Raw genomic sequence first — 21,157 nt, forward strand, 5'->3', positions numbered from 1 at the left:
TAAAACCCTATGTCTTATGCCACCGATACGATCGCCGAGGCCGGCACAAGAACAACAAGCGGGATCATTTGGGTTGCTGAGCAGCTGACAAAGTCTGACAGTTCTCCGGGAATTATTGCGTTGATCCTTTTCGCGACGCTTGCTGCTGCCAGCATTTTCTATTTCATTCGTACCAACATACAAAAATCTGCAATTGCTGAGATGTCAAAGAGCGTCTTTGAAGTATCTGATATCGAAAAGTTTGCAGAAAACTACCCAGATTTGCAGCATACTCTGTCTTTAAGAGGTTCGGGGAAAAAGGGGCCTCGAAAATCGCTCTGGGAAGCATGGGACGAATTCAGCGAAACGATCGTCCCTGACGACATTGATGGACCTCTGCGACTGCGAAACTCGATCCGTCCTGCGTCATTCCTCAACATCGAGGATTTGGGATTTGGTCCTGCCCTTTACCGCATACTACCAAATACATTTGTTTCGGCAGGCCTTTTTCTGACATTCCTCGGATTGGTCGCAGCGCTGCACCAATTTGCGCAGACCATGACAGGTAGTGGCAATAGTATGGATACTGCGATGCAGGATTTCATGCAAATCGCCTCCGCCAAGTTCATAATGTCCCTTGTCGGTCTATTGTGTTCGATTGTCTTCACAGTTTTACTGCGCGCTCGATCCAATTCAATTGATCGTGAGCTTCATAAACTCTGCATCGGTATCGAGCGTCGGTTGGTCTTCGTAAGCTTAGAAGACCTCGGCTTTAGACAGCTACGCGCGGCAACGGAGCAAAGAGAACATCTGCGAGAGATCGGCATGGGAATGGTCGCAGAATTACAGAAACCATTGGAAGCTCTCCCCGATCGAATAACAAGCGCGATTGCAGACAGAATGGATCCGATTTTTGACCGCGTTACTGCAATGGGGACATCAAATATGGAAGGGATGGTTGGTGACTTATCAACACAACTATCTCAATCGGTTGGGAATGCGCTTACCCGCGCGAGCGAGTCCCTTGGCGAAGCAACAGATCGCATCGGTTTAATGGTGGACCGCATGGGCGCGACCAACACGCAGGCAGGTGAAGGTTTACAAACTGCTCTCAACCAGATGGCGACTGCAGTTTCAGACATGCGAAACGAAGTGGCTACAAGCGGCCAGACAGCATCAGATGCGATGAACGCCGGTGCTGAGAACCTGCTTTCTGTTATGAATGAGACATTGACGGGTATTCGTGACAACACAAGTCAGGGTGCTGAGGCAATGCGTACCGCTGCACAAGATATGGGTAAAGCTGCAGAAGGGTTCCGCGATACGCTTGCAGCAGCAAGTGCCGACAGTGCGGAGGCTGCAAAATCAAGGATAGCCGAAAGCACCAATCAGGCCGGTGCCGCGATTGACGGGGCTGGTAAGAGCCTTCTCGACAGCTTTGGCAAAACGAGCCGTGAGATTGCAAAACTTGGTACTGATATGAGCAGCACCATCGGCGATGAAATCCTATCGCGAATGGAAGCGATGAGTACACAACTCGAAGAAACAGCCGACGCGATCCAGCGTAGCACGTCCAGTGCAAATAGCGTGGCGACTGGCATGAACAGTAGTGCCGACGCGATCAATGGTGCATCTGAGAGTTTCAGAAGTGCCGGCCGAGAATTGGTTTCAGCCGCCGAGCCTTTGCGGAATTCGCATGAACGCATCGAAAGCGGATTGCGTCAGCTTGGCGGTACCGTCGAGACTGTGTCTGAAACTCTCATCAGAAACTCCGCTTCAGTCGCTACCAATGCAGCTCAAGTGCTGGAAACCGCCGTTGCTGCATTGGGCTCTGAGCGTGACGGCATCCGCAGCACAATGGAGGCAACCCGCGCCGCTCTTTCACAGCTTTCCAACGAAGCAGAAAAGCTTGATGAAATCGACGAGATGCTGGGCCGAGCCCTGCAACAATACAATGCACAACTCGATGCGGCGCTGGGATCGGCTCAGGACTATGTCACTCAGATGCGTGATACACTTACACCGGGCGTTGACGCTTTGAAGAACGTTGTTGAGCAGGCCGAGAACTTCATGCCTGCACAGAAAAGGTCCGCGCCATGAGGGCACAGGGCAAGCGGGTCCATCACGAGGAAGAAGAAGAGAGCGCCTTTGTTTCAATGACCGACATGACTGTCGGGTTCTTGTTCATCATGATGATACTTCTTGCATTTTTTGTCAGCCAGACCCGTGATAATGAAACCGTGCCTCGAGATCTGTATGAAGACGTCAAACAAGAACGCGACGATGCACTTAAGTTGGCGCAAACTCAGTCCGAAACGATAGTTCGGCTTGAAATTGAGCTGGCGAAGCTGCGCGAAGAACGAGCTGCACTTGTGGAGGAACGAAACCAGATTTTAAAAGAGTTGAAAGATGCGCGCAGCCAAGTGGCGTCACTCAGCGCTCGCATCAAAACTTTAGAAGAAACCTTGGCAAAACTTCTTGTCGAAATTGTCGAAAAGGACGCCCAAATAGAGGAATTGCGTGCCGAATTGGAACGATTGAAACAGGTCGACCCGCTGGAAGCCTATCTTGCTCGGGTTGCTCAGGTCAGGCGCGATGTATTGCGACAATTGCGAGACGCCATACGTTTGGACTTTCCGGATCTTCTGGTGGAGCTGAGCGAAGAAAGTGATGCTCTACGCTTCCAGGGCGAGGGACTTTTTGCGTCAAATCGCTCAAACTTAACCTCGCAGAAGTCCGCTATCGTTGAGCGTCTTTCACAGCGTTTGGACGAAGTTTTACCATGTTTCACTATTGGTCCAGCATCAATTTTTTCCGAAGATTGCAACCCTGGGTTTGTCATGATCGAAGCTGTCCAGATCGAAGGGCATACAGACAACCAAGGCACCGATGTGCGTAATCGAACACTCTCCGCTGAACGTGCAAACAACACATTTTTCGCAATGACTCGTGCAGCAACCCGCATTATTGAACACCGCAATCTAAAAGGCCAACCTGTCCTCTCTGTTGCCGCTTATGGTCCTGACAGACCAGTGACGTCGAACGATAGCCCTGCAGGACGGGCAACAAATCGGCGCATCGATTTGCGCTTTATCATGGTAACGCCTCAGGACACCAACGGCATTGAAACAATCCGAGACGCCTTGAGTTCCATCTCCGAGATACAACAATGAGAGGCTCTGAAGAACTGCGCCACTCGCCCGAGTTAATGGTCCGTGTCCTGCCCCCTCTCGATCCTGTCCGACGTAGCATAGAGCGGGTTATCCAGCGGTGGCCTGATGCGGTTTCTTCACCGCAACCCAAAGAACGCGAGCAGATCGCACAGGACATGTGCCGGCGAGTGCGTGAATGGGATTGGAAAGATATAACCACCCAGCGGATTGCTTCGGCGGCAGTGGCCGTTTTTGACGCCGAGCGTTGCAACCGTGATGATTTGGCCTTGGTAAGAGATTTTTATCTTGCTGAAATCTCAGCTTGCCAGCCGGGGCCGTTTCTGGACGCGATGCTTGGCGTCTACATCGACAGCTTTGCTTCAGAGTTGGTGCATACTCAACGCCTCGCACGCGCTATCGAGACCCGGGCAAATGATCTCGGGCCCCGACACAGTCGATTACTTGTAGCCGTGCCCGACTTATTGAAACCAGACCTCGCACCTGTAAGGTTGGCAGCTATCATGCTGGCGGCTGATGATCCGTTCCAAGCGGTGAGAGAACTTGGATTGCGCAGCCCGCACGGCGCGGGTTTGATGCAATCTACACATATTGCTTTCATCGCTGGCATCAGCAAAAAGCTCGGGAGAGCCGAAGAGCGGCAGCGCCTATTCAATTGGCTGATGCCCAAAGGAGGCACTGTTTTAGAAACTGGTGCAGCGTCTGCGATCGAGGCCCTTTTGGCCATTTGGCGAATTGAATCACCGCCTGAGGCGCTCCGGCAGGACCTCAGCGAGACCATCGTCGCCGCATATAATGATCCGCGTTTGCACCGCGGCGGAATCTGGTCGGGCTTTGACCCGGAACTTAAACAGATCTTGCTGCGTTGGCTGACACGCCAGCACATGAAATATTTCTGTGATATGGTTACGGCAACTCAGGACAGCCACATGTGGGGGCCTCGGCGCGACTTCTGGCTCCAACTTGACGAAGACAAACGCATCGACGAGGCATGGGTTGCTTTTGGTGCATCCGCTCGCCGATATGCGCAACACAACTTTATTCGGAATGATCGCCAAACGCGGGGCCAACAATTTGGAAGTCAGCAAGATCGAGGAGGGAGTACCTCTTTGCTGATTATGCGGATTGGCAACAAAATTGTCGTCGACGGCTGTCATAGTTATAAAACGCACATATTCCGGCAAGATGATCCAATGGCACCCAAACTTTATCAATCGCAATACTATTGCGATGACATCATGCGCAGCGCCCGCAACTCAAAACCCCACAATTCAATTTCTGCTTGGTCACAATGGGTTCTACAACATGTCTGAAAATACCCCTCACGCTTCCTTTGGCGAAGACGCTGTCGAAATCCGATTTCCTGAAGGTAAACATGGCATAATTAGACGTCTCATTTCGTCAAATGACCGACGCTCCTTCACTGAGCTGGGTAAAAACGATCGAGACTTGCTGTTTGCCATAGCGGATTTGCGTAATTGGCAAGATCAGCACCCGCAAGACGTAGAGATAACCGACGACCATCTACGACTATCACACGACGCTGCAGCAAGCTTGTCGGCGGCTGCCGCAGAAGCCATCGGACTGCCGCCTACGGTTGAGTTTACTCTTAAAACGGATGTAACCGGCGTTCTTGGCGGGCAGGATTTCAAGTTACACTACGAGTGGATGCGTCATGGACAGCGCGAAACAGCCAAGCGGATGGGGTCAGTTCTGACCACTTCAAAAGGCAAACGACGCGTCCCGTTGTGGATGAAACGCGCTCTTGATATTGCCGATGACTTCGATGCAAGCCAGCCAATGGAAACACACTGGCGGGCTTTGGCACAATTTCGCCATGCGCTTGAACCCGAAGACATGGTGCCCGAAACAATGCCAGAGAACCGAGAAATGGCGGGCCTTTCGATGACCGCTTTTTTACGCGGTCTTGAAGTGCGGATTGCTGACCGGTTTTCAATTTCCCCTGATCGCACTCTGGGTGAGTTTGAAGTTGTGCCCTATTCCGCAGAACAATTGGCATCAAAAGGCCTTGGTGAAGATGACATTTCGGAATCCGATTCAGAGCTTGATGGTGAAGCGCTGGCAGTGTTCCAGCATAAGCTACGTAGCAGGGGTCCCCGACCAGCATATCAGCTTGGAAGCAACGCGTATTTGGTAATTGACCGAGGAGCCGCACCAATCTTGGAAGAGATGGCACGTGTACAAAGAGCATCAAGGGAGGAACGGCGCACGTTCGTCGAAAATCCGCGTGCTTACATCACCGAAGCGGTGAACCGTCATTTGTCTGAGCAAGGGGCCTTTGAAGGGCTTGATGCCATCGGACAGGAAGAGTTGGTAGAGTCTGTCGCTGGCCCGGCATTAATCGAAAGCCGTGAGTATTCAGATCGCGTGACCGGGACAACAATCTATAAAAAGCCGCCCACCGATTTCGAGAGCAGTGGAACAGCCTGGTTGCCTGAAGTTTTTGATGCCGCGGTCACAGAAACGATCCGTAATATGCCAGTACAAGCGCTGCGTGACTTACATGCGCACATGACTGATGTCTTGGAGAAAAATAGCGACGCACCCGCGCAAATCGAAGAGCACACCATTGCTGTAACACATGGGCGACTGGCCGCTTTGGCCGGTGAGTTAGATCGCCGTGACCGCGAAGAGATGGGCGGCGATGAAAGTACAGAGAAGACCGCAGACGATACAATCGGCCCAATCATACTCGACACGCTCGACAATTTCGAAGAGCTTTCTTGGCATGCAGAACTTGAGCCACGCACGCCTACTCTGCCCTTTGTCCTGCCAGAAACGATCACAACGACGCTTCGAAATCATCAGACCGAAGGCTTTGACTGGGCCACTCGCGCTTGGCAAAGCGGATTGCCGGGAATACTCAACGCCGATGAGCAAGGGCTCGGCAAAACGCTGCAAACACTTTCTTTTTTGGCATGGCTGAAAGAGCACATGAAAAGCTCAGACGCCGCGATCCGTGGACCGATCTTGATCGTGGCACCGACATCCCTTTTGCGCAACTGGGAACAAGAGGTCGAAACCCACGTCGCTGCGCGCGGCTTTGGCACTTTAATTCGGCTCTATGGATCGTCGATTTCGACACAAAAGAAAAACGGTTCCCAAGGGACCGAAACCAACACAGGCCTGCCACTGCTGGATTTCGATTGGCTGGATGAAGCATTTGAAGACGGCCGCGCGCACCGCTATTGGATTTTGACCACATACACGACTTTGGCAAATTACCAACATTCGCTCGGACGCATTCGCTTTTCAGCTCTTGTCATGGACGAGATACAGAACATCAAGAACCGTTCTACACTCGCCTCCAAAGCTGCCGAAGCCATGAACGCTGATTTCCGTCTTGGATTGACCGGCACGCCCATCGAAAACTCGGCCATGGACCTATGGACGATTATGGACAGAATTGCCCCCGGCTCGCTTGGCGCGGGAACCGACTTTAAAAAACAGTACACTCCACCAGATGCAGATAATATGTTGGAACTACATCGTCGGGTTTTCGAGCCACAGGAAAATCATCCACCTTTGGGACTGCGGCGATTGAAAGACGAAGTTGCGCGTGAACTTCCTTCAAAAAGCAGGTTCTTGCACCCCAGACTGATGCCGCAAGTTCAGGCGCTGGCCTACGATCAAGCTCAGCAAAAACTGTCAGCTGGTGGACCCGGTGCTGCTCTACGGATGCTGCATCATATTCGTTCAGTCTCGGTTCATCCTGGTCCATCTGAAGTGAAAATTCCCGACGAATTTGTAGCGATGAGCGCGCGGCTTGATGCAACGATGGAGATTTTGCACAATATTAGATCGCGAAAGGAGCGTGTTCTTGTATTTATTGAGCATCGCGAGATGCAATTCAGATTTGCCGAGATTGTTCGGCATTTTCTTGGGCTGGAGCGTATTGATGTTATCAACGGCGACACTCCAATTTCTCGCCGGCAAGAAATCGTAAATCGATTTCAACGCCACCTGTCGCAAGATGACGGCTTCGACATGTTAATCCTTGGCCCGAAATCTGCCGGTACGGGCCTTACACTTACGGCTGCCACACATGTTATACATCTATCGCGTTGGTGGAATCCTGCTGTTGAGGAGCAATGCAATGACAGGGTTCATCGCATCGGCCAGACCAAGCCAGTGCAAGTACATGTTCCTATGGCAATCCATCCGGGATTGGGGGCGCAAAGCTTTGACTGCCTGCTTCAAAGCTTAATGCAACGCAAACGTCGGCTGGCGGCACAGGCGCTTTGGCCGATGGGTGATACCAAGGCAGACCTATCTATTCTTTTGGACGGTCTGACACAGAACCCGCCAGCAGGCACTCACACATCACTTAATGATTGTATGGCAGAACTCTACCGACGCGATGGCCTCGCCTCCACGGAAGCAAACGCCGACAAAGCTTGGCCAATGCCATAATGAGTAGGGTTTATAACATATATGATTAATGTCGAAATGACCGCAGACGAGCGGCTTCAAAACCCATCAAGTGAGGCAGCATGAGCAATGATAGTGATATCTGGGTGGGGGACCTGGATGGATACGTTAACATTGATGCAATCTCACGTGACCATGAGGCTGAGCAAAAACAAGCTCAATTAGACAGGGATATCGACGAAATCGGCGATATCCCTTTGTTCGGAGGAAAGAGCATTTCGTCGTGGATGCTCTTTTCGCATGGTATAATGACACTCGCCTGGGAGCTGACAAGTCTCGTTGCCTCGAGTCCTGCGACTCTTGGAAGACATCCTTTCAATGCCAGATCAACCAGCCAATATGCAAAAAAGTGAGATTTTTGATCATTAGGCCTATTATCCAAAAACCACTGACATAGCTCAACCTCAGAACATAGAGGATTTTGACATGTTAAAAGAACACGAAAACCTGCCCGGTTGGCTTTCAAAAAACGCCTACTGCAGAGTAAAGGATCTCATGCGATTGTTTGGCGTATCTCGCGCGACAATTGATAGGTGGTGCCGCCAAAACCCTGCATTTCCACAGAAAATAAAACTTGGCACCTCGCGCTGCGAACACTGTAGCACGAGATTTCTTGTGACTGAAGTCGCCGACTATTTCGATGAAGTAAATCGGAAACGGTAATCAATAATGTAACCGACTGTTAGAAGAGCGTGTTTGCCCTCTCCCGTATGATATGTCATTTCTGGATGAGAGAAGTGTTCCTCGGGAGAACACGATAAGCAACCAATCCAGAGGGCGCATGCCGATGTCTTGAGGAGTGCGTGATATGATCAGTCCAAAGCAAGTCCAACGAAACTCGATATGACAACACCACAAGCTGACTCGCAGATCGACCCTTTTGCAGAACTCGAAATGATCCGATGGAAGCAGGCGCGCTTCCAACAAATTACCGAAGTTGTGGAGGGAGCTCTCCCCGAGCTCATGGCGAATATTGAAAAAACTATCGCTGCGCTGCCGTCAATTGCTGTGAGTAAGGCACAGATTTTTCCAGACACCCTTTGGAAAGGGCTCTTTATGCCTTGGGCGACGCAAACCGCCAATCTTATTGAGGCGCAGATCGAAAAAGAAATCGGTGAGCTCGCTGCATCTTCCTCAGAAAAGGGTACTATCCAAGAAGCCTTAAGAGTTGCGCGACCAGCTCTCGCCGGAGCCGGGGTACTCGCCGCATCTCTGGCCGCGATACCCTCCGTTATCTCGCTTGCCACGGTGAGCACGACGTCCTTTTTCGTCTTCACCACGGCAACGATTTCTTGGCCAGTCTTCGCATTGGGCGGTGCCGGTCTTGCCGCAGCAACGTTTGCAGGCAGCAGAGGTGTCAAATGGCTCGGCGACCGAAATCGCTCTAATCTCATCGCCCGCATTCAACGACGGGCTCGCACCGCAGCGATGGGACATGGGCTTGTGTCAAGTGAGCGCAATCTCGTAACTGATCTCCAGGTTGCTGTACTGCGCAGCCTCGAAGCCCGTTTGGAGACCTTTTGATGCCCCTTCTCTATGACATACCTCTCAACATTGTTAATCGGGTTTCGTCCGGCGAAGCTGAGCTTGTTGGCGCCGTCATCAAGGAGGTCGCATCTGGTAGGATTCTGGCTCATGTCCAGCCCACCCAAGGTTTTTACCAGGCGGTTGCTCAGGCTCGTGGAGCCCTGGCACAAAGCGGTTTTTCTCCCCTTGGAGTCATCGGGGCCGTACAGAACGAACAAATCAAGACTTCCCTCGAAAAGTTGGGCCAGGGCTTGGGACTGCTACAAGATCTACAGATCGCCAATATAGCGCTCACAGGCATTGGGATCGGCGTGTCAGTCGCAGGCTTCGCGATCATAAACATGCGCCTGAATGCCATTGAAAAACACCTCGGAAATCTGCGCGAAGAAGTCAGCGAGATCGGCAGGATGTTTCAGGAGGCCGAACTCCGCCGCCTTTTCAGTGAAATCCGCGCTGCGCTCAAGGATCTTGATAGCGTGGCCACCCGAACTGATTATCTTGCCCTTTCGAGTTCTCTACAAAGACAATTTTCCTCCCACCTGAGCACGCTTTCTGATCTTTTGGTGGAAGCGATGACCCCTGGCAGGGCAACCACCCTTCCCGTGGAGCGACTGGATTTGATTTGGACCTTGAGCTCAGCGAAATGGCTCTGCGAGGAGGCCGAGCTACAGGCGCTCTTCGTCTCGGAGGACTTGGACCATGTCGGTGATTTTGCGGGGCGCTACATAAACGACAACCTCAGGTGTCTGGACCAACTGAACCCCGACGCACTGGCCCGCTTGGTTGCCGCGACTGAAGGCGATCTGATCGCCTCGGTCTCCAAACGCCGGCAAGCGGCTCAACACCTCGGCCTTGTCGCAGACGGCTTTGCAGGTGCCATCGACAGTCTCAGCCAACAACAGTCGCTGTCATTGGCACTCCTTGGGGCCGGGATCGGCGGGCGTGAGTATATTGAGGCCACCTCTAAAGAAACAAAAAAACATTTTCTGATTGTCATGCCTGTCGGATAGGCTGTCGTATCTGCTTCTTCACATGGCACTCGCACAGATAAGCAGAGGCCGTCTACTATTGAGAAACAGATAGAATCTTGTCGCAACGCCCGAAGCTATGAGGCCGAAACAGCCTTGCCTTACAATGCACTTCGTATAAGCGCCGAACGTCTAATTTCCAAGAAATCGAAAAAGGTACGCCCGATCAGTCTGTGTCACCAGTGTGTCACGAACGCAAAACAACACCAAATAGCATAGATTGCCTCTTGAAAGGCAATCATCGCAAGTAACTGATATTAAATAAAATTTAAATGGTGCCCGAGGGCGGAATCGAACCACCGACACGAGGATTTTCAATCCACTGCTCTACCCCTGAGCTACTCGGGCACCTTTAACCGCAAAAGCGGTTGGGTGAGGGCGTGATAGGCCGAAGCTGGCAGGCTGTCCAGACCAAAACGGCAAAAATCTGACGCCATTCAAATCACTTGGAACGATTAGCGCCATATAGCTACGGCTGGGGCGGATCAGTGCGGTAAATCTCGCGCGATCTCTTGATCCAGATCGATGTCGTTTTCGTCTTCGCGCTCGGACGGGACGGCGTAGGATCCGTTCACCCAGCGCGCCAGATCGACGTCTGCACAACGCTTGGAACAAAACGGGCGGAATTTCGCATCGGTGTCGCGGGCGCAGATCGGGCAGCTCATTTCAGCACGTCCCCCAAAGGCAGACGCACGCGTTTGCGTTGCAATTCGTAGTGCCCCAAAGGCGTCCAGCCGACCAAAGCCGTCTCGATGTCGTCCGCCTTGAACGCGCCGCGTAGGGCGTCCTCGAACGGGCGGCGATCTTTTTTGGGCATCGGGGCCAGATCCAGCGTGATTTGCCCTGCAAGGCCGCGCACACGCAACGCTTGGGGCAACAGGCGCGCGCAGGTCATGTTGGCCTTGATGCCCGCCGCCAACGACACGTCAGCGCCGGTGTTCACGTCCACAGCGACCAGCGCGCGCGTGGGTTCGACGTACATGCCGCCAGACTTGCCAAAGCTGACGAAGGCACCGCGCGCGTCCTCTAGCGCGTCCAGCACGCCGTGATCGTCAAAGCTGCCGTCTGCGGTGACAACTTCGGCCGGTTCGACCCAGTCGCGCCACGCTAAAACATGGGGGCCATCGCCGCCCAGCAACGTTTCCATTTCTGTGCCGTCGTCCGACATCACCCGCGTTGCGACCTCGAGCATGGTTTCAATGTCGTCACCGATGTCGTCCACGGGCGCCGCCGCGCAGCACGAACGAAGGATCAAGCCCATCTCGGTGTCGTCCATCGCAGCGTCGGCAATTTGCAGCAGCGTGTCGCGCAAATCATCGTCGCGGATGCTGCGCGAAATATTGCGCCCCGGTGCCTCAGGTGTGACGATCGCATAGCGGCTTTTGAACAGCACCTTTTGCGTGACCGGAATGGCTTTGCCCGGCTCGGCGTATCCGGTGACCTGCACCAGCAACGCCTGACCCGGCGCGAGGCCCTTGACCTGACGCAAGAACGCTGACCCATCAGGGGTTTTCAGGAACATGCCGCCCTGCCCTTTGACGGGGCGATCCGCGATGGCGCGGTAAATCGTGCCGGGGGCTGGCGCATCTGCTTCGATCAGAAAATCGCTAAGACGTCCGTCGACCATCAAGGCCGCTGCTTCGCGGTCCTGAACATGGTCCAAAATGATCGTGCGGCCCTTCATGGCGTGTCCTTGTACAATGGGTATCCGGCCGCGATCAGCAGTCCGGCGGTTTCGGTCAGGGGTAGGCCGACGATGCCGGTGAACGATCCGCTGATCCACGGAATGAAGGCGCTGGCGGCCCCCTGGATGCCGTAGCCGCCGGCCTTGCCCTGCCAGTCGCCCGAGGCGATGTAGGCGGCGACTTCGTCCTTGCTGAGGTTCTTCATGCGGACCGTGCTGACCACGTCCTTTTGCCAGACCTGATCGCCACGTTTGACGGCGACCGACGTGATCACCTTGTGGCGACGGCCGGACATCGACCACAGAAATTTCGCGGCTTCATCAGCATCCGCAGGCTTGCCCAGAATGCGACGACCCAACGCGACGGTGGTATCGGCGCACAGCACGATATCATCGACCTCGGCAGGAACCGCCGCCACCTTTTCACGGGTGATGCGCGCACAATACGGGCGCGGCAATTCGGCTTTGATCGGATCTTCGTTGATGTCAGGGGCGCGCACATCGTGCGGCACAACGCCAATTTGCCCCAGCAGCTCAAGGCGGCGGGGGCTTCCTGAACCTAAGATAAACTTCATCCGATCATTCCACATCTTATCCGAAAACCGGTGCCCACTTTTCGGGACGTGGACATACGTTTATTTAAAGCGGTAGTTGATCCGACCCTTGGTCAGATCGTACGGCGTCATTTCGACCTGGACTTTGTCCCCTGCCAAAACACGGATGCGGTTTTTGCGCATCTTGCCTGCCGTGTGTGCGATGATCTCATGGCCGTTTTCCAGCTCGACCCGAAACGTCGCATTCGGCAGGAGTTCCCGCACAACACCGGGAAATTCGAGCAATTCTTCCTTGGCCATGGTTTCTCCTACATGGATTTGCGCCCACCAACTGTGGACGAGGCTGTAGATGAGCGCTTTTTCCTAAGGTTTCAAGGGAACAATCGGCGCTAATCCACTTTTGTGACTGCCACGTCACGTCACAGGCCATGAGACTGCCGAGGCTATTGAATTTGCGTTTAACAAAATGACGCCAGCCTGCTTGTCAATTTTTAAAGCTTTTGTTACGTATCAAATTAACATTTCACAAATAAATACAGGTGAAACCATGATTGCAAAAGGTGTCACACTGCGTGGGCTCGAGGTTTTTGAAGCTTTGGCCAGCAGTGGATCAGTTGCGCAAACGGCCAAAATGACGGGACTCAGTCAGCCCGCCGTCAGCCAACAACTCAGCAAACTCGAGGACGCGCTGGCCACAGGACTGATCGAACACAACCGTCGCCCCATGCGCTTGACGCCTGCTGGCCACAGCTTTTTGACGCGTGCAAAGTCGGCGTTGGCCGAGCTGCGCCTTGCGCACACCGAACTGACGGTGATGGATCTGGCGCACCTCAAGGCGCTCAGCATCGGACTGATTGATGACTTTGACAACGACCTGACGCCGCGCCTTGCGACCATTCTGGCCGACAGTTTGACGGGCTGTAAATTCAAACTGATCACCGCGCCCAGCCACGAAATCTCCAAGGCGATCGAGGACAAATCGCTGCACATGGCGATCTCTGCGAACACCGGCACGATGATGGACGGCGTGCTGGAATACCCGATTGTGCGCGACCCGTTTATCTTGGTGGTGCCCAAAGGCACGGTCAGCAGCACCGCCGCTGCGATGGCCGAGCTAAGCAAAATTCCGTTCATCCGTTACGATCAGGATCAGCTGATCAGCCGCCAGATCGAGGCGCATCTGAAACGCCAGAAACTGGATTTCCCGCACCGGTTCGAGGTCGGCAGCCACCTTGCCTTGATCGCAATGGTCGCGCGTGGGATCGGCTGGACCGTGACCACGCCGCTGGGCTACATGCGCGCCGAACGCTTCCACAACGAGGTCGAGGCATTGCCCCTGCCCTTCAAGCCGTTCTCGCGCGAGATCACGCTGTATGCCAGCGCCGATTGGGCTGGCGATGTGCCCAATGACGTCGCCCAAACCATGCGCCGTTTGGTGCAGCGCCACATCATCGACCCCGCACTGGATCAATTGCCGTGGCTCGCAGGCGAGTTGCGGATTTTGGACGCGTAAAGACGTCGGGCACTACCGGCAGCTTTCACGACAACTTTTCGGCCAGATGATCGAAAACCAATCTGATGCGTCGGCTGGTTTTCATTTCGCTGTGCGTGACCAGCCATGTCGGTATGCGAAAGCTCTCTAAATCGCTTAGGATGTGTTTGAAGTCGAAAAGCCCGTGCGCAATCCGTTCCGGCACAATGATCATTCCCATTCCCCGACGTGCCATTTCCAAGGCCACCAGTTGCGACGACGAGGTTCTGCGAAAATTCGCTTTTGTGAGATCGAGCCCGGCAGGACGCAAGTAATCCAGCATCCGCTCTGCATCGACATAACTGATAATCTGGTGGTCAGACACGTTGGCCACTGTCGGTTCACCCCATGCCCCAAGATAGGTGGGGCTGGCGTAGAATTGCATAACCTCGTCGCGCACACGCCGCATAAGCAAGTTGGGCTGATCAGGGCGTACGTGCCGGATCGCGATGTCAGCCTCACGTCGCACAAGGTCTCGCACGCTATTGTCGGCCACAACGTCGATTTCTAGCGCCGGGGCTTGCGTGCTGAGCGCGTCGAGGATGGGTGGCAAAACGTAGGCCGACATCAGTTCGGATGCGGTAATGCGCACCTGACCAGCGACTGATTGCGATTGCCCCGACGCCGCCAGCGAAACCATATTCGCGCCAACGGCCATTGCGCGCACATGGTCCAGCAACTCGATGCCGAATTGCGTCAACTCAACAGACCGGCGGGTGCGTTCAAACAACGTGACGCTGAGTGATTTCTCAAGCGCCGCGATCTGTCGGCTGACTGTGGGTTGCGTCTGCCCAAGCGTCCGCGCCGCTGCAGAAAGGGACCCCTGATCTGCGACGGCAAGGAAAGTCTTTGCAAGATTCCAATCAAACGTCACGCGGCTAGAGTATGCAATAATTGCATACTCGGACAACATGTTTGTTCAATTTACCTCGAATCCGCGCATAGGTTATTCTCTGGTGCAAAGACTGAGGGGGTCTATCCCACAGACACTGTTAGGAGAGAGAATGTGAAGCTGGTGATTTTGGGTGCGAATGGGCGGACCGGACGGCATGTGGTACAAGAGGCGCGCGACCGAGGGGCAAACGTCACAGCGGTTGTGCGGTCCGATGCCAAGCGCCCCACGGTCAAGCATGACCAATTGCAGGTTGCTGTCGGTGATCCGTGTGACCCAGAATTCTTGTCCAAAGTGTTTCGGGATCAAGACGCCGTAATTTCCACGCTTGGTGGTCGCACTCCGACAAAAAAGGCGACGTCAATCTATTGGAAATCAGCGGATGCGATTGTCGAGGCCGCTTGGGATACTGGCCTGCAAAAAATCGCCGTGACCTCAAGTGCGCTTCTCTTTCCGCCGCAACGGTTGATCGACAGGGTTCTTACAATCCTCGTGCACAATATCGTTCAAAGTGCCACGCGTATGGAGCAGAAATTGTGCAACGCAAACCTCGATGTGAGTGTCGCGCGGTGCGGTTTCCTGCACGACGCCGAGGAAACAAGATATCGCGCCGAACGTGGCGTGCTGCCAAAGGACGGCTCGTCTGTTTCGCGCATTGCTCTTGCCCGGTTTCTTGTCGATCAAATCCATACCCCCTGCTCAGGCTGTCAGGTTTACGGCGTATCAGGGCCGACAGCATAACGGTGATTGCAGCGATTTTGGAAAACGTCGTTTCTCTCCCTAGCGTAATCCTCTTTTGTGGTGTGAGTGGTCCCGGGTCGGTCTGGTCTGGATCGGGTCAGTTTTCCAAAAGCTCGATGCGGTAGCCGTCGGGGTCAGCGATATGGGCCAGCGTGTATTTGCGGCACTCGCCGTATCCCATGAAGACGGCTGTGAACTTGGCATCTGGATAGGTTTCGCGGCCAAGCTCGGTCATGCCGAGCAGGTCACGATAAAAACCAACCGATTGCTCCAGATCGCGCACGCGCAACATGGTGAATAGCAATCGGTTGGGGGCAATTTTAGGCGAAACTGGCATAGGTGTTTTCCAAAATGTTTAGGTCTGGCAATTGGGCGAGCGTCGCGTGTCAGTTTCCGGAATGTGTGTCGTAGACCTTGCCGCTGATCTTCCATGCGCCATCGTGTTTGTAGAGCACGAAGAAATCGGTGAAGCGGTTGCCAAGCCAGTTCACGAACTCGACCTTGGCAGCCGCTGCCGGACCCGAGATGTCGATCCACGCGATCTGATGCTCGACGTCGCCAGAGGGGCCCCCGGCTTGGACCGCATCGCGAAAACTGTCCGCGTCCATGTTGTAGAACGTGCCACCCATTGATCCAACGATATGCGCGTGATCGTAAAATGCAGTGCGAATATGGGCCCCATCACCGGTTGTGGCGCTGTCGATATAAGGCTTAAGGGCGTCTGCGACGGCCCTAATGTCTGCAAAACTCTCGGCGTCTGATTTTGATACTGGCATGATGTGCCTCCAATGGTTCAGGTAAGTTGGATCTTTAGGCTGGGCGGGTGTCCTCGCTGACCTAGAAGGAACAGATAGACCATCCTGATAAATCTTTTGGGTATGGATTTAATACCTATCAAGTATGGCTATGATGACGGACATAAACGCCAACCCAACGAGAGAGCCCATGGATCTGAACCTCAAACGCGTGCGCTATTTCCTGGCACTCGCGCAAACCCTCAACATCTCTCAGGCCGCGCGAAAACTGGGCATGTCCCAACCCGCTTTGACAAAGGCTGTCCAGCGGCTCGAGGAAGAGGTCGGCGGCCAATTGATCCGTCGCGAAGGTCGCCACACGCATCTGACGCAATTGGGCTCGTCCCTGATCGGCCTCTTCGAAAGCCTTGTCACCAACGCAAATTACATCGAGCAAACAGCGCAATCCCTGGTGAGCGGAGAAAACCCCGTTCTGCGCATTGGTGTGATGTGCAGTGTTGGACCAAGTCCGATTGCCGGCTTTCTTGCCGAACACCAGCAGGCCCATCCGAAACTCGAAATCCAGCTACAAGATTACACCCGCTCCGAAATCGCGCCGGCATTGCTAGAAGGACGCATTGATCTCGCCATTCTTGGGGCCACAGTTAAGGATGAAACGCGGTTTCGCTATGCCCGCCTGTACAACGAAACCATGGTTGTAGCGTGCGCTGCGGACGACCCACTGGCAGGGCGCACGTCTGTTGGTCTAAAGGACGTAGCACGCCGGCCCTATCTGGACCGATCACAATGTGAATTTCGACACCTCTTTCTGAGTGCATCGCAGCGAATCGGATTTGTCCCCAAACTTTTCGCGCGCAGTGACAACGAAGACTGGATTCAAAACATGATCCAAGCAGGGGCGGGCGTCGCGATTGTTCCCGATCGATGGGTCACGTTGCCCGGAATAACAAAGATCAAACTGAAAGATCCAAAACTAGTGCGCACGGTGTCGGTTGCGACGACAATTGGGCGCGCAGACAATTCCTCCTTGCAGGCGATTCTACAGGCCCTACGACAGTTCAATTGGGCGTCATCCTGATAAGTTTTGGGTGGGCAATCACGGACAACTTTTGATTGCTCCAAACAGGCTTGCAGCGGTTACGTGTTTGATCTCGCTCCATCGAGCGGTGGACAGGCCGGACGTATCCGGCCCGCGCCTTTAGTCAGATTTATGATCCATGGATCCGTGGGTGCCTTTGCGTTCGTTATCCACCGGAATTTCGATCACAACGTCGCCCGCATTTTCGAATATTAACGTGACCTCAACCGTCTCGCCCTGCACCAGTGGTCCGTTCAAACCCATCAGCATGACGTGGTCGCCGCCGCGCTGCATCATGTGCGCACCACCCGCAGGAATAACGATGCCGCCTTCGATCTGGGTCATCTGCATGACGCCTTCGCCCTTGTCGATGTGGGTGTGCAATTCGACCCGTTTGGCAGCATCAGATCGCACCCCGATCAGCCGGTCGTCCGTGTCTGTGTGGTTCTCGATCATCATGAACGCAGCCCCGGCTTTGGCCGCAGGCGACGCGGCCCGCGCGTAGGGGTCCTTGGCCATGATGCCGTCCGCAAAAGCGCTCGTAGCAAGCATGATCGTTCCGGCCATGGCCGCGGTGAATGTGGTTTTGAAAGACATGTGTTCTGCCCTTTGTCTGAGTGGTTTTGATTTGGGATCGGATCGAAATCAAACCAACGCAGGCGGTGCCCGAGACAAGTAGGCAACCGCGCGTTGCTGGGCATAAATCGCCTGGGTAGCTGGCCGCGGAACCGCCCATTCAGACAAGCGTGCCGCCAGCGTGACAGGCGCGTCGTGGACCGCAATCAGCGACAGGGTGCAGTCGGGGCAAATATGCGGGGCAGCTGTCGGCGCACCGGTGTCGTCCATGTAAACAACGGTTGTGCCGCTGCCCGTACACAGCACCATCTGACCCGTAGCGGGGGCGGATCCACGCGCCACAGCCATGCTTTGCCCCGTCAGGGCCAGCACAAAGGCCAAGCAAATGGCGACAAAACTGCGGTGCGTCTTCATGGGTCCAAACTACCCCGTGCCATCCAGCACTTCAACTGCGACATGAACGACAAAACCCCGCCTGTTGCCAGACGAGGTCTAAAATCTTCGTGATCAAGTGATCAGGCTTAAGCGGCGGCTGCCAGCGCTTTTGCGATCTCTTTTTTCACTTTCAACGCGCTGTCAGACAGCTCGTCTACTTTGGCTTTGGCCATGAAGCCGTCCAAACCACCGCGGTGGTCAACGGTGCGCAAAGCAGCCGCAGAGATACGGAACTTGATGCCGCGACCCAGAACTTCGGACTGCAAAGTCACATCGTTCAGGTTCGGCAAGAACCGACGCTTTGTTTTGTTGTTCGCATGGCTGACATTGTTGCCAGACATGGGGCCTTTACCGGTCAATTCGCAACGACGCGACATGGGATCATCCTTTTGCTACAGTCACAACCAAAGCGGTCTTTGGATAATGACAAAGGGCGCAGCCACGGCCGTGCCCGGAAATTCGTTCGCTCGACTTAGGGGGAATCGCACAGGTGGTCAACCCGAATTGCACCCTTTTGCATCCCTCATCCGTGCAAAAAGGCCGTAACGGAACATCGCATGCCCGCTTGCCCCTGTATACCCTAGGGTGCCACGCTACATCTAGACGCAAATTGAAGGAGCTCCACCAATGTCGACAACAGGTTTTGACCTTATCGTGAACCGTTCGGATTTGACGCAAACGCAAGTCGTCGAGACGGCGTTTTCAGGCACATTGGCCGAGGGAACTTGCCTGTTGCGCATCGACCGTTTTGCGCTGACAGCCAACAATATCACCTACGCGGTTGCGCCCGACGCCATGGGGTACTGGAACTTTTTCCCCAGCGAACAGGACGGTTTTGGCCGCGTACCGGTGTGGGGCTACGCCCAAGTCATCGCCTCGGCCCACCCCCAAGTCATCAAGGGCACCCGCGTCTATGGCTACTTGCCGATGTCCACGCATCTGTTGATCCAGCCGGGCCAAGTCAACGCGTTTTCGATGATGGATGTGACGCCGCACCGCCAAGAAATGTCGGCGATTTACAACCAATACAGCTTTACCAGTCACGACCCCGCCTACGCGCCTGACCGCGAGGGTCTGATCAGTCTGTTTCGCCCGTTGTTTACCACCTCGTTCTTGCTGGACGATTGGCACCGGCGCGAAAACTGCTTTGGGGCGAACACACTTGTGCTGTCCAGCGCCTCTAGCAAAACCGCGCTCGGAATGGCGTTTTTGATGGCGCGCAACAAGCCCGAGGGGCTGACGATTGTTGGCCTGACCAGCCCCGGTAACGTGTCGTTCACGCAAAATCTGGGCTGCTACGATTCTGTGCTGACTTACGCCGATCTTGAAACGCTGCCCCAAACCAAAACCGCGTTTGTGGACATGGCTGGTGACGCGGAATTATTGCGCCGCATCCACGCGCATTTCGACGACAATCTGACCAGCAGCTGCCGCGTTGGGCTGACCCACTGGCAATCAACGTCAAATTTTGTCGACGGGCTAAAAGGCGGGCCAAAACCTGCGTTCTTTTTCGCCCCTACCTACGCCCAAGAGCGGATCAAAGACTGGGGCCCGCAGGATTTCCAGAAACGTGTGGGCGAAGCATCGGCTGCATTCTATCAAGACGCCGCAAAATGGGTTCAGATCAGCGAAACAGCGGGGCCAGAGGCGGTCACCGCATCCTACCTCGAAATGCTCGCTGGGCGCATTGATCCGGCCAAAGGGCACATCCTGTCGATGCACACCTGACGTCAATCGCGCAGCGCGGCCAACATCTGCGTCGCGGCCACAGCGGGGTCTAATTCCCCCGTCGCTACCTGATCGCCCAAGGCTTGCATCGTAGTGCGCATTTGCGGTTGATCCAGTTGTGCCAACAACGCCGCACGCACGTCTTGTTCAAACCAGTATTGCGCCTGCGTGGCCCGCGTTGTGTCGAAAAACCCGTTCTCGACACGCCAGGTGTTCAGCTCTTGCAGTGTCTCCCACGCGGCCTGCAAACCGTCTTCTTCCAAGGCTGAAACCGTTGTTGCCATTGGAAACCCATCAGGGTCTTGGGGTCGTTTGCGCATCAGCCGCAAGGCACCGGAATAATCCGCGCAGGTGCGCATCGCCGCGTGTTTCAGATCGCCGTCTGCCTTGTTCACAAGGATCACGTCGGCCATTTCCATGATCCCACGTTTGACGCCCTGCAATTCATCCCCGCCCGCAGGGGCCAGCAGCAGCAAAAACAAATCCGCCATCTGCGCGACAACCGTTTCGGACTGCCCGACGCCCACGGTTTCGATCAGCACAACGTCAAATCCTGCACCTTCGCACAGGGCCACTGCCTCGCGGGTGCGGCGCGCCACGCCGCCCAAATGCGTCTGGCTGGGCGACGGACGGATGAACGCGTTGGGATCACGGCTGAGCCGATCCATGCGGGTTTTGTCGCCCAAGATCGAACCACCCGAGCGCGCCGACGATGGATCAACCGCCAGCACTGCGACGCGCAACCCCTGCGCCGTCAGCATCATTCCAAAGCTTTCGATGAACGTCGATTTGCCCACGCCTGGCGTGCCAGACAGACCGATCCGCAACGCTTGGCGGTCTTTGGGCAGCTTGCCCAGCAGCGCCGCCGTCTGCGCACGATGATCCGCGCGCGTGCTTTCCACCAGCGTGATCGCCCGCGCCAAAGCCCGCCGTTCGCCTGTCATCAGACGGGATGCAAGATCGTCCAAGTCCATCGTGATCACCTTTTGCCGTTTGCATTGGTTGTCTTGTAGCGCGCCTAAAATGT

22 protein-coding genes and 1 tRNA gene are annotated in these 21,157 nt (G+C 54.7%); 11 read left to right on the forward strand and 12 right to left on the reverse strand.

Translation table 11 applies throughout. From position 1 onward, the window contains the following. Positions 1–9 precede the first annotated feature (9 nt). From ACFIO0_RS13220 to ACFIO0_RS13250, 7 genes are all read left to right on the forward strand, one after another. The gene (locus ACFIO0_RS13220) at positions 10–2,079 is read left to right on the forward strand and encodes a hypothetical protein (protein ID WP_390910866.1); all 2,070 of its coding nucleotides are present in this window, start codon (positions 10–12) and stop codon (positions 2,077–2,079) included. Further along, the gene (locus tag ACFIO0_RS13225) at positions 2,076–3,152 is read left to right on the forward strand and encodes an OmpA family protein (RefSeq protein WP_390910867.1); all 1,077 of its coding nucleotides are present in this window, start codon (positions 2,076–2,078) and stop codon (positions 3,150–3,152) included. Before ACFIO0_RS13220 ends, ACFIO0_RS13225 begins: the two co-directional genes overlap by 4 nt. Before the next feature lie 35 nt (positions 3,153–3,187). Then, the gene (locus ACFIO0_RS13230; protein ID WP_390910868.1) at positions 3,188–4,462 is read left to right on the forward strand and encodes an EH signature domain-containing protein; all 1,275 of its coding nucleotides are present in this window, start codon (positions 3,188–3,190) and stop codon (positions 4,460–4,462) included. Further along, positions 4,455–7,583, forward strand: coding sequence for an SNF2-related protein (locus ACFIO0_RS13235; protein WP_390910869.1), 3,129 nt, complete (start codon positions 4,455–4,457; stop codon positions 7,581–7,583). The genes ACFIO0_RS13230 and ACFIO0_RS13235 overlap by 8 nt, the downstream gene beginning before the upstream one ends. 80 nt (positions 7,584–7,663) lie before the next feature. Next, a complete protein-coding gene (locus ACFIO0_RS13240) occupies positions 7,664–7,954 on the forward strand; it encodes a hypothetical protein (RefSeq protein WP_390910870.1) in 291 nt (96 codons plus the stop codon). A 490-nt stretch (positions 7,955–8,444) separates the two neighbouring features. Then, the gene (locus ACFIO0_RS13245; protein WP_390910871.1) at positions 8,445–9,125 is read left to right on the forward strand and encodes a hypothetical protein; all 681 of its coding nucleotides are present in this window, start codon (positions 8,445–8,447) and stop codon (positions 9,123–9,125) included. Further along, positions 9,125–10,138: a hypothetical protein gene (locus ACFIO0_RS13250; protein ID WP_390910872.1), complete on the forward strand. Its 1,014-nt coding sequence runs from the start codon at positions 9,125–9,127 to the stop codon at positions 10,136–10,138. The genes ACFIO0_RS13245 and ACFIO0_RS13250 overlap by 1 nt, the downstream gene beginning before the upstream one ends. 291 nt (positions 10,139–10,429) lie before the next feature. Here ACFIO0_RS13250 and ACFIO0_RS13255 read toward each other — a convergent pair. From ACFIO0_RS13255 to infA, 5 genes are all read right to left on the reverse strand, one after another. Further along, positions 10,430–10,504: transfer RNA gene (locus ACFIO0_RS13255), tRNA-Phe, on the reverse strand. 137 nt (positions 10,505–10,641) lie between these two features. Beyond that, positions 10,642–10,821 (reverse strand): DNA gyrase inhibitor YacG, encoded by a 180-nt coding sequence (locus tag ACFIO0_RS13260; RefSeq protein ID WP_390910873.1) that lies wholly within the window; start codon positions 10,819–10,821, stop codon positions 10,642–10,644. Beyond that, positions 10,818–11,840, reverse strand: a complete 1,023-nt coding sequence (locus ACFIO0_RS13265) for a ribonuclease E/G (RefSeq protein WP_390910874.1) — start codon at positions 11,838–11,840, stop codon at positions 10,818–10,820. Before ACFIO0_RS13265 ends, ACFIO0_RS13260 begins: the two co-directional genes overlap by 4 nt. Further along, the gene (locus ACFIO0_RS13270; protein ID WP_390910875.1) at positions 11,837–12,415 is read right to left on the reverse strand and encodes a Maf family nucleotide pyrophosphatase; all 579 of its coding nucleotides are present in this window, start codon (positions 12,413–12,415) and stop codon (positions 11,837–11,839) included. The genes ACFIO0_RS13265 and ACFIO0_RS13270 overlap by 4 nt, the downstream gene beginning before the upstream one ends. 60 nt (positions 12,416–12,475) lie before the next feature. Next, positions 12,476–12,694, reverse strand: coding sequence for a translation initiation factor IF-1 (gene infA / locus ACFIO0_RS13275; protein ID WP_089270552.1), 219 nt, complete (start codon positions 12,692–12,694; stop codon positions 12,476–12,478). Between the two features lie 247 nt (positions 12,695–12,941). Here infA and ACFIO0_RS13280 point away from each other — a divergent pair, with 247 nt between their 5' ends. Then, on the forward strand, positions 12,942–13,907 hold the full coding sequence (locus tag ACFIO0_RS13280) for a LysR substrate-binding domain-containing protein (protein WP_390910876.1): 966 nt from the start codon (positions 12,942–12,944) through the stop codon (positions 13,905–13,907). 25 nt (positions 13,908–13,932) lie between these two features. Here ACFIO0_RS13280 and ACFIO0_RS13285 read toward each other — a convergent pair whose 3' ends face one another. Beyond that, positions 13,933–14,838 carry a LysR substrate-binding domain-containing protein gene (locus tag ACFIO0_RS13285; protein WP_390910877.1) on the reverse strand — a complete coding sequence of 302 codons (906 nt, stop codon included), beginning with the start codon at positions 14,836–14,838 and terminating at the stop codon, positions 13,933–13,935. 93 nt (positions 14,839–14,931) lie between these two features. Here ACFIO0_RS13285 and ACFIO0_RS13290 point away from each other — a divergent pair, with 93 nt between their 5' ends. Continuing rightward, positions 14,932–15,558, forward strand: coding sequence for an NAD(P)H-binding protein (locus ACFIO0_RS13290; RefSeq protein ID WP_390910878.1), 627 nt, complete (start codon positions 14,932–14,934; stop codon positions 15,556–15,558). A 97-nt stretch (positions 15,559–15,655) separates the two neighbouring features. Here the strand turns inward: ACFIO0_RS13290 and ACFIO0_RS13295 are convergent, their stop codons facing one another. Both ACFIO0_RS13295 and ACFIO0_RS13300 read right to left on the reverse strand, forming a co-directional pair. Beyond that, positions 15,656–15,895: a VOC family protein gene (locus tag ACFIO0_RS13295; protein WP_390910879.1), complete on the reverse strand. Its 240-nt coding sequence runs from the start codon at positions 15,893–15,895 to the stop codon at positions 15,656–15,658. A gap of 49 nt (positions 15,896–15,944) precedes the next feature. Further along, complete coding sequence (locus tag ACFIO0_RS13300; RefSeq protein WP_390910880.1) at positions 15,945–16,334, reverse strand: nuclear transport factor 2 family protein; 390 nt, start codon at positions 16,332–16,334, stop codon at positions 15,945–15,947. Positions 16,335–16,503: 169 nt separating this feature from the next. On the opposite strand from ACFIO0_RS13300, the gene ACFIO0_RS13305 reads away from it, so the two are divergent. Beyond that, entirely contained in the window at positions 16,504–17,391 is an 888-nt protein-coding gene (locus ACFIO0_RS13305) for a LysR substrate-binding domain-containing protein (RefSeq protein WP_390910881.1), read from the forward strand. A gap of 120 nt (positions 17,392–17,511) precedes the next feature. Here ACFIO0_RS13305 and ACFIO0_RS13310 read toward each other — a convergent pair whose 3' ends face one another. The 3 genes from ACFIO0_RS13310 to rpmB form a co-directional block, all read right to left on the reverse strand. Beyond that, positions 17,512–17,988: a copper chaperone PCu(A)C gene (locus tag ACFIO0_RS13310; protein WP_390910882.1), complete on the reverse strand. Its 477-nt coding sequence runs from the start codon at positions 17,986–17,988 to the stop codon at positions 17,512–17,514. Between the two features lie 48 nt (positions 17,989–18,036). Further along, complete coding sequence (locus ACFIO0_RS13315; RefSeq protein ID WP_390910883.1) at positions 18,037–18,381, reverse strand: hypothetical protein; 345 nt, start codon at positions 18,379–18,381, stop codon at positions 18,037–18,039. A gap of 107 nt (positions 18,382–18,488) precedes the next feature. After that, positions 18,489–18,779: a 50S ribosomal protein L28 gene (rpmB, locus tag ACFIO0_RS13320; RefSeq protein WP_390910884.1), complete on the reverse strand. Its 291-nt coding sequence runs from the start codon at positions 18,777–18,779 to the stop codon at positions 18,489–18,491. A 250-nt stretch (positions 18,780–19,029) separates the two neighbouring features. On the opposite strand from rpmB, the gene ACFIO0_RS13325 reads away from it, so the two are divergent. Next, positions 19,030–20,130, forward strand: coding sequence for a DUF2855 family protein (locus ACFIO0_RS13325; protein WP_390910885.1), 1,101 nt, complete (start codon positions 19,030–19,032; stop codon positions 20,128–20,130). A 2-nt stretch (positions 20,131–20,132) separates the two neighbouring features. On the opposite strand, the gene meaB is transcribed toward ACFIO0_RS13325, so the two are convergent. Beyond that, a complete protein-coding gene (meaB, locus tag ACFIO0_RS13330) occupies positions 20,133–21,104 on the reverse strand; it encodes a methylmalonyl Co-A mutase-associated GTPase MeaB (RefSeq protein ID WP_390915340.1) in 972 nt (323 codons plus the stop codon). Between the last annotated feature and the right edge of the window lie 53 nt (positions 21,105–21,157).

The organism is Pseudosulfitobacter sp. SM2401 (assembly GCF_042932805.1).
GTDB lineage: Bacteria > Pseudomonadota > Alphaproteobacteria > Rhodobacterales > Rhodobacteraceae > Ascidiaceihabitans.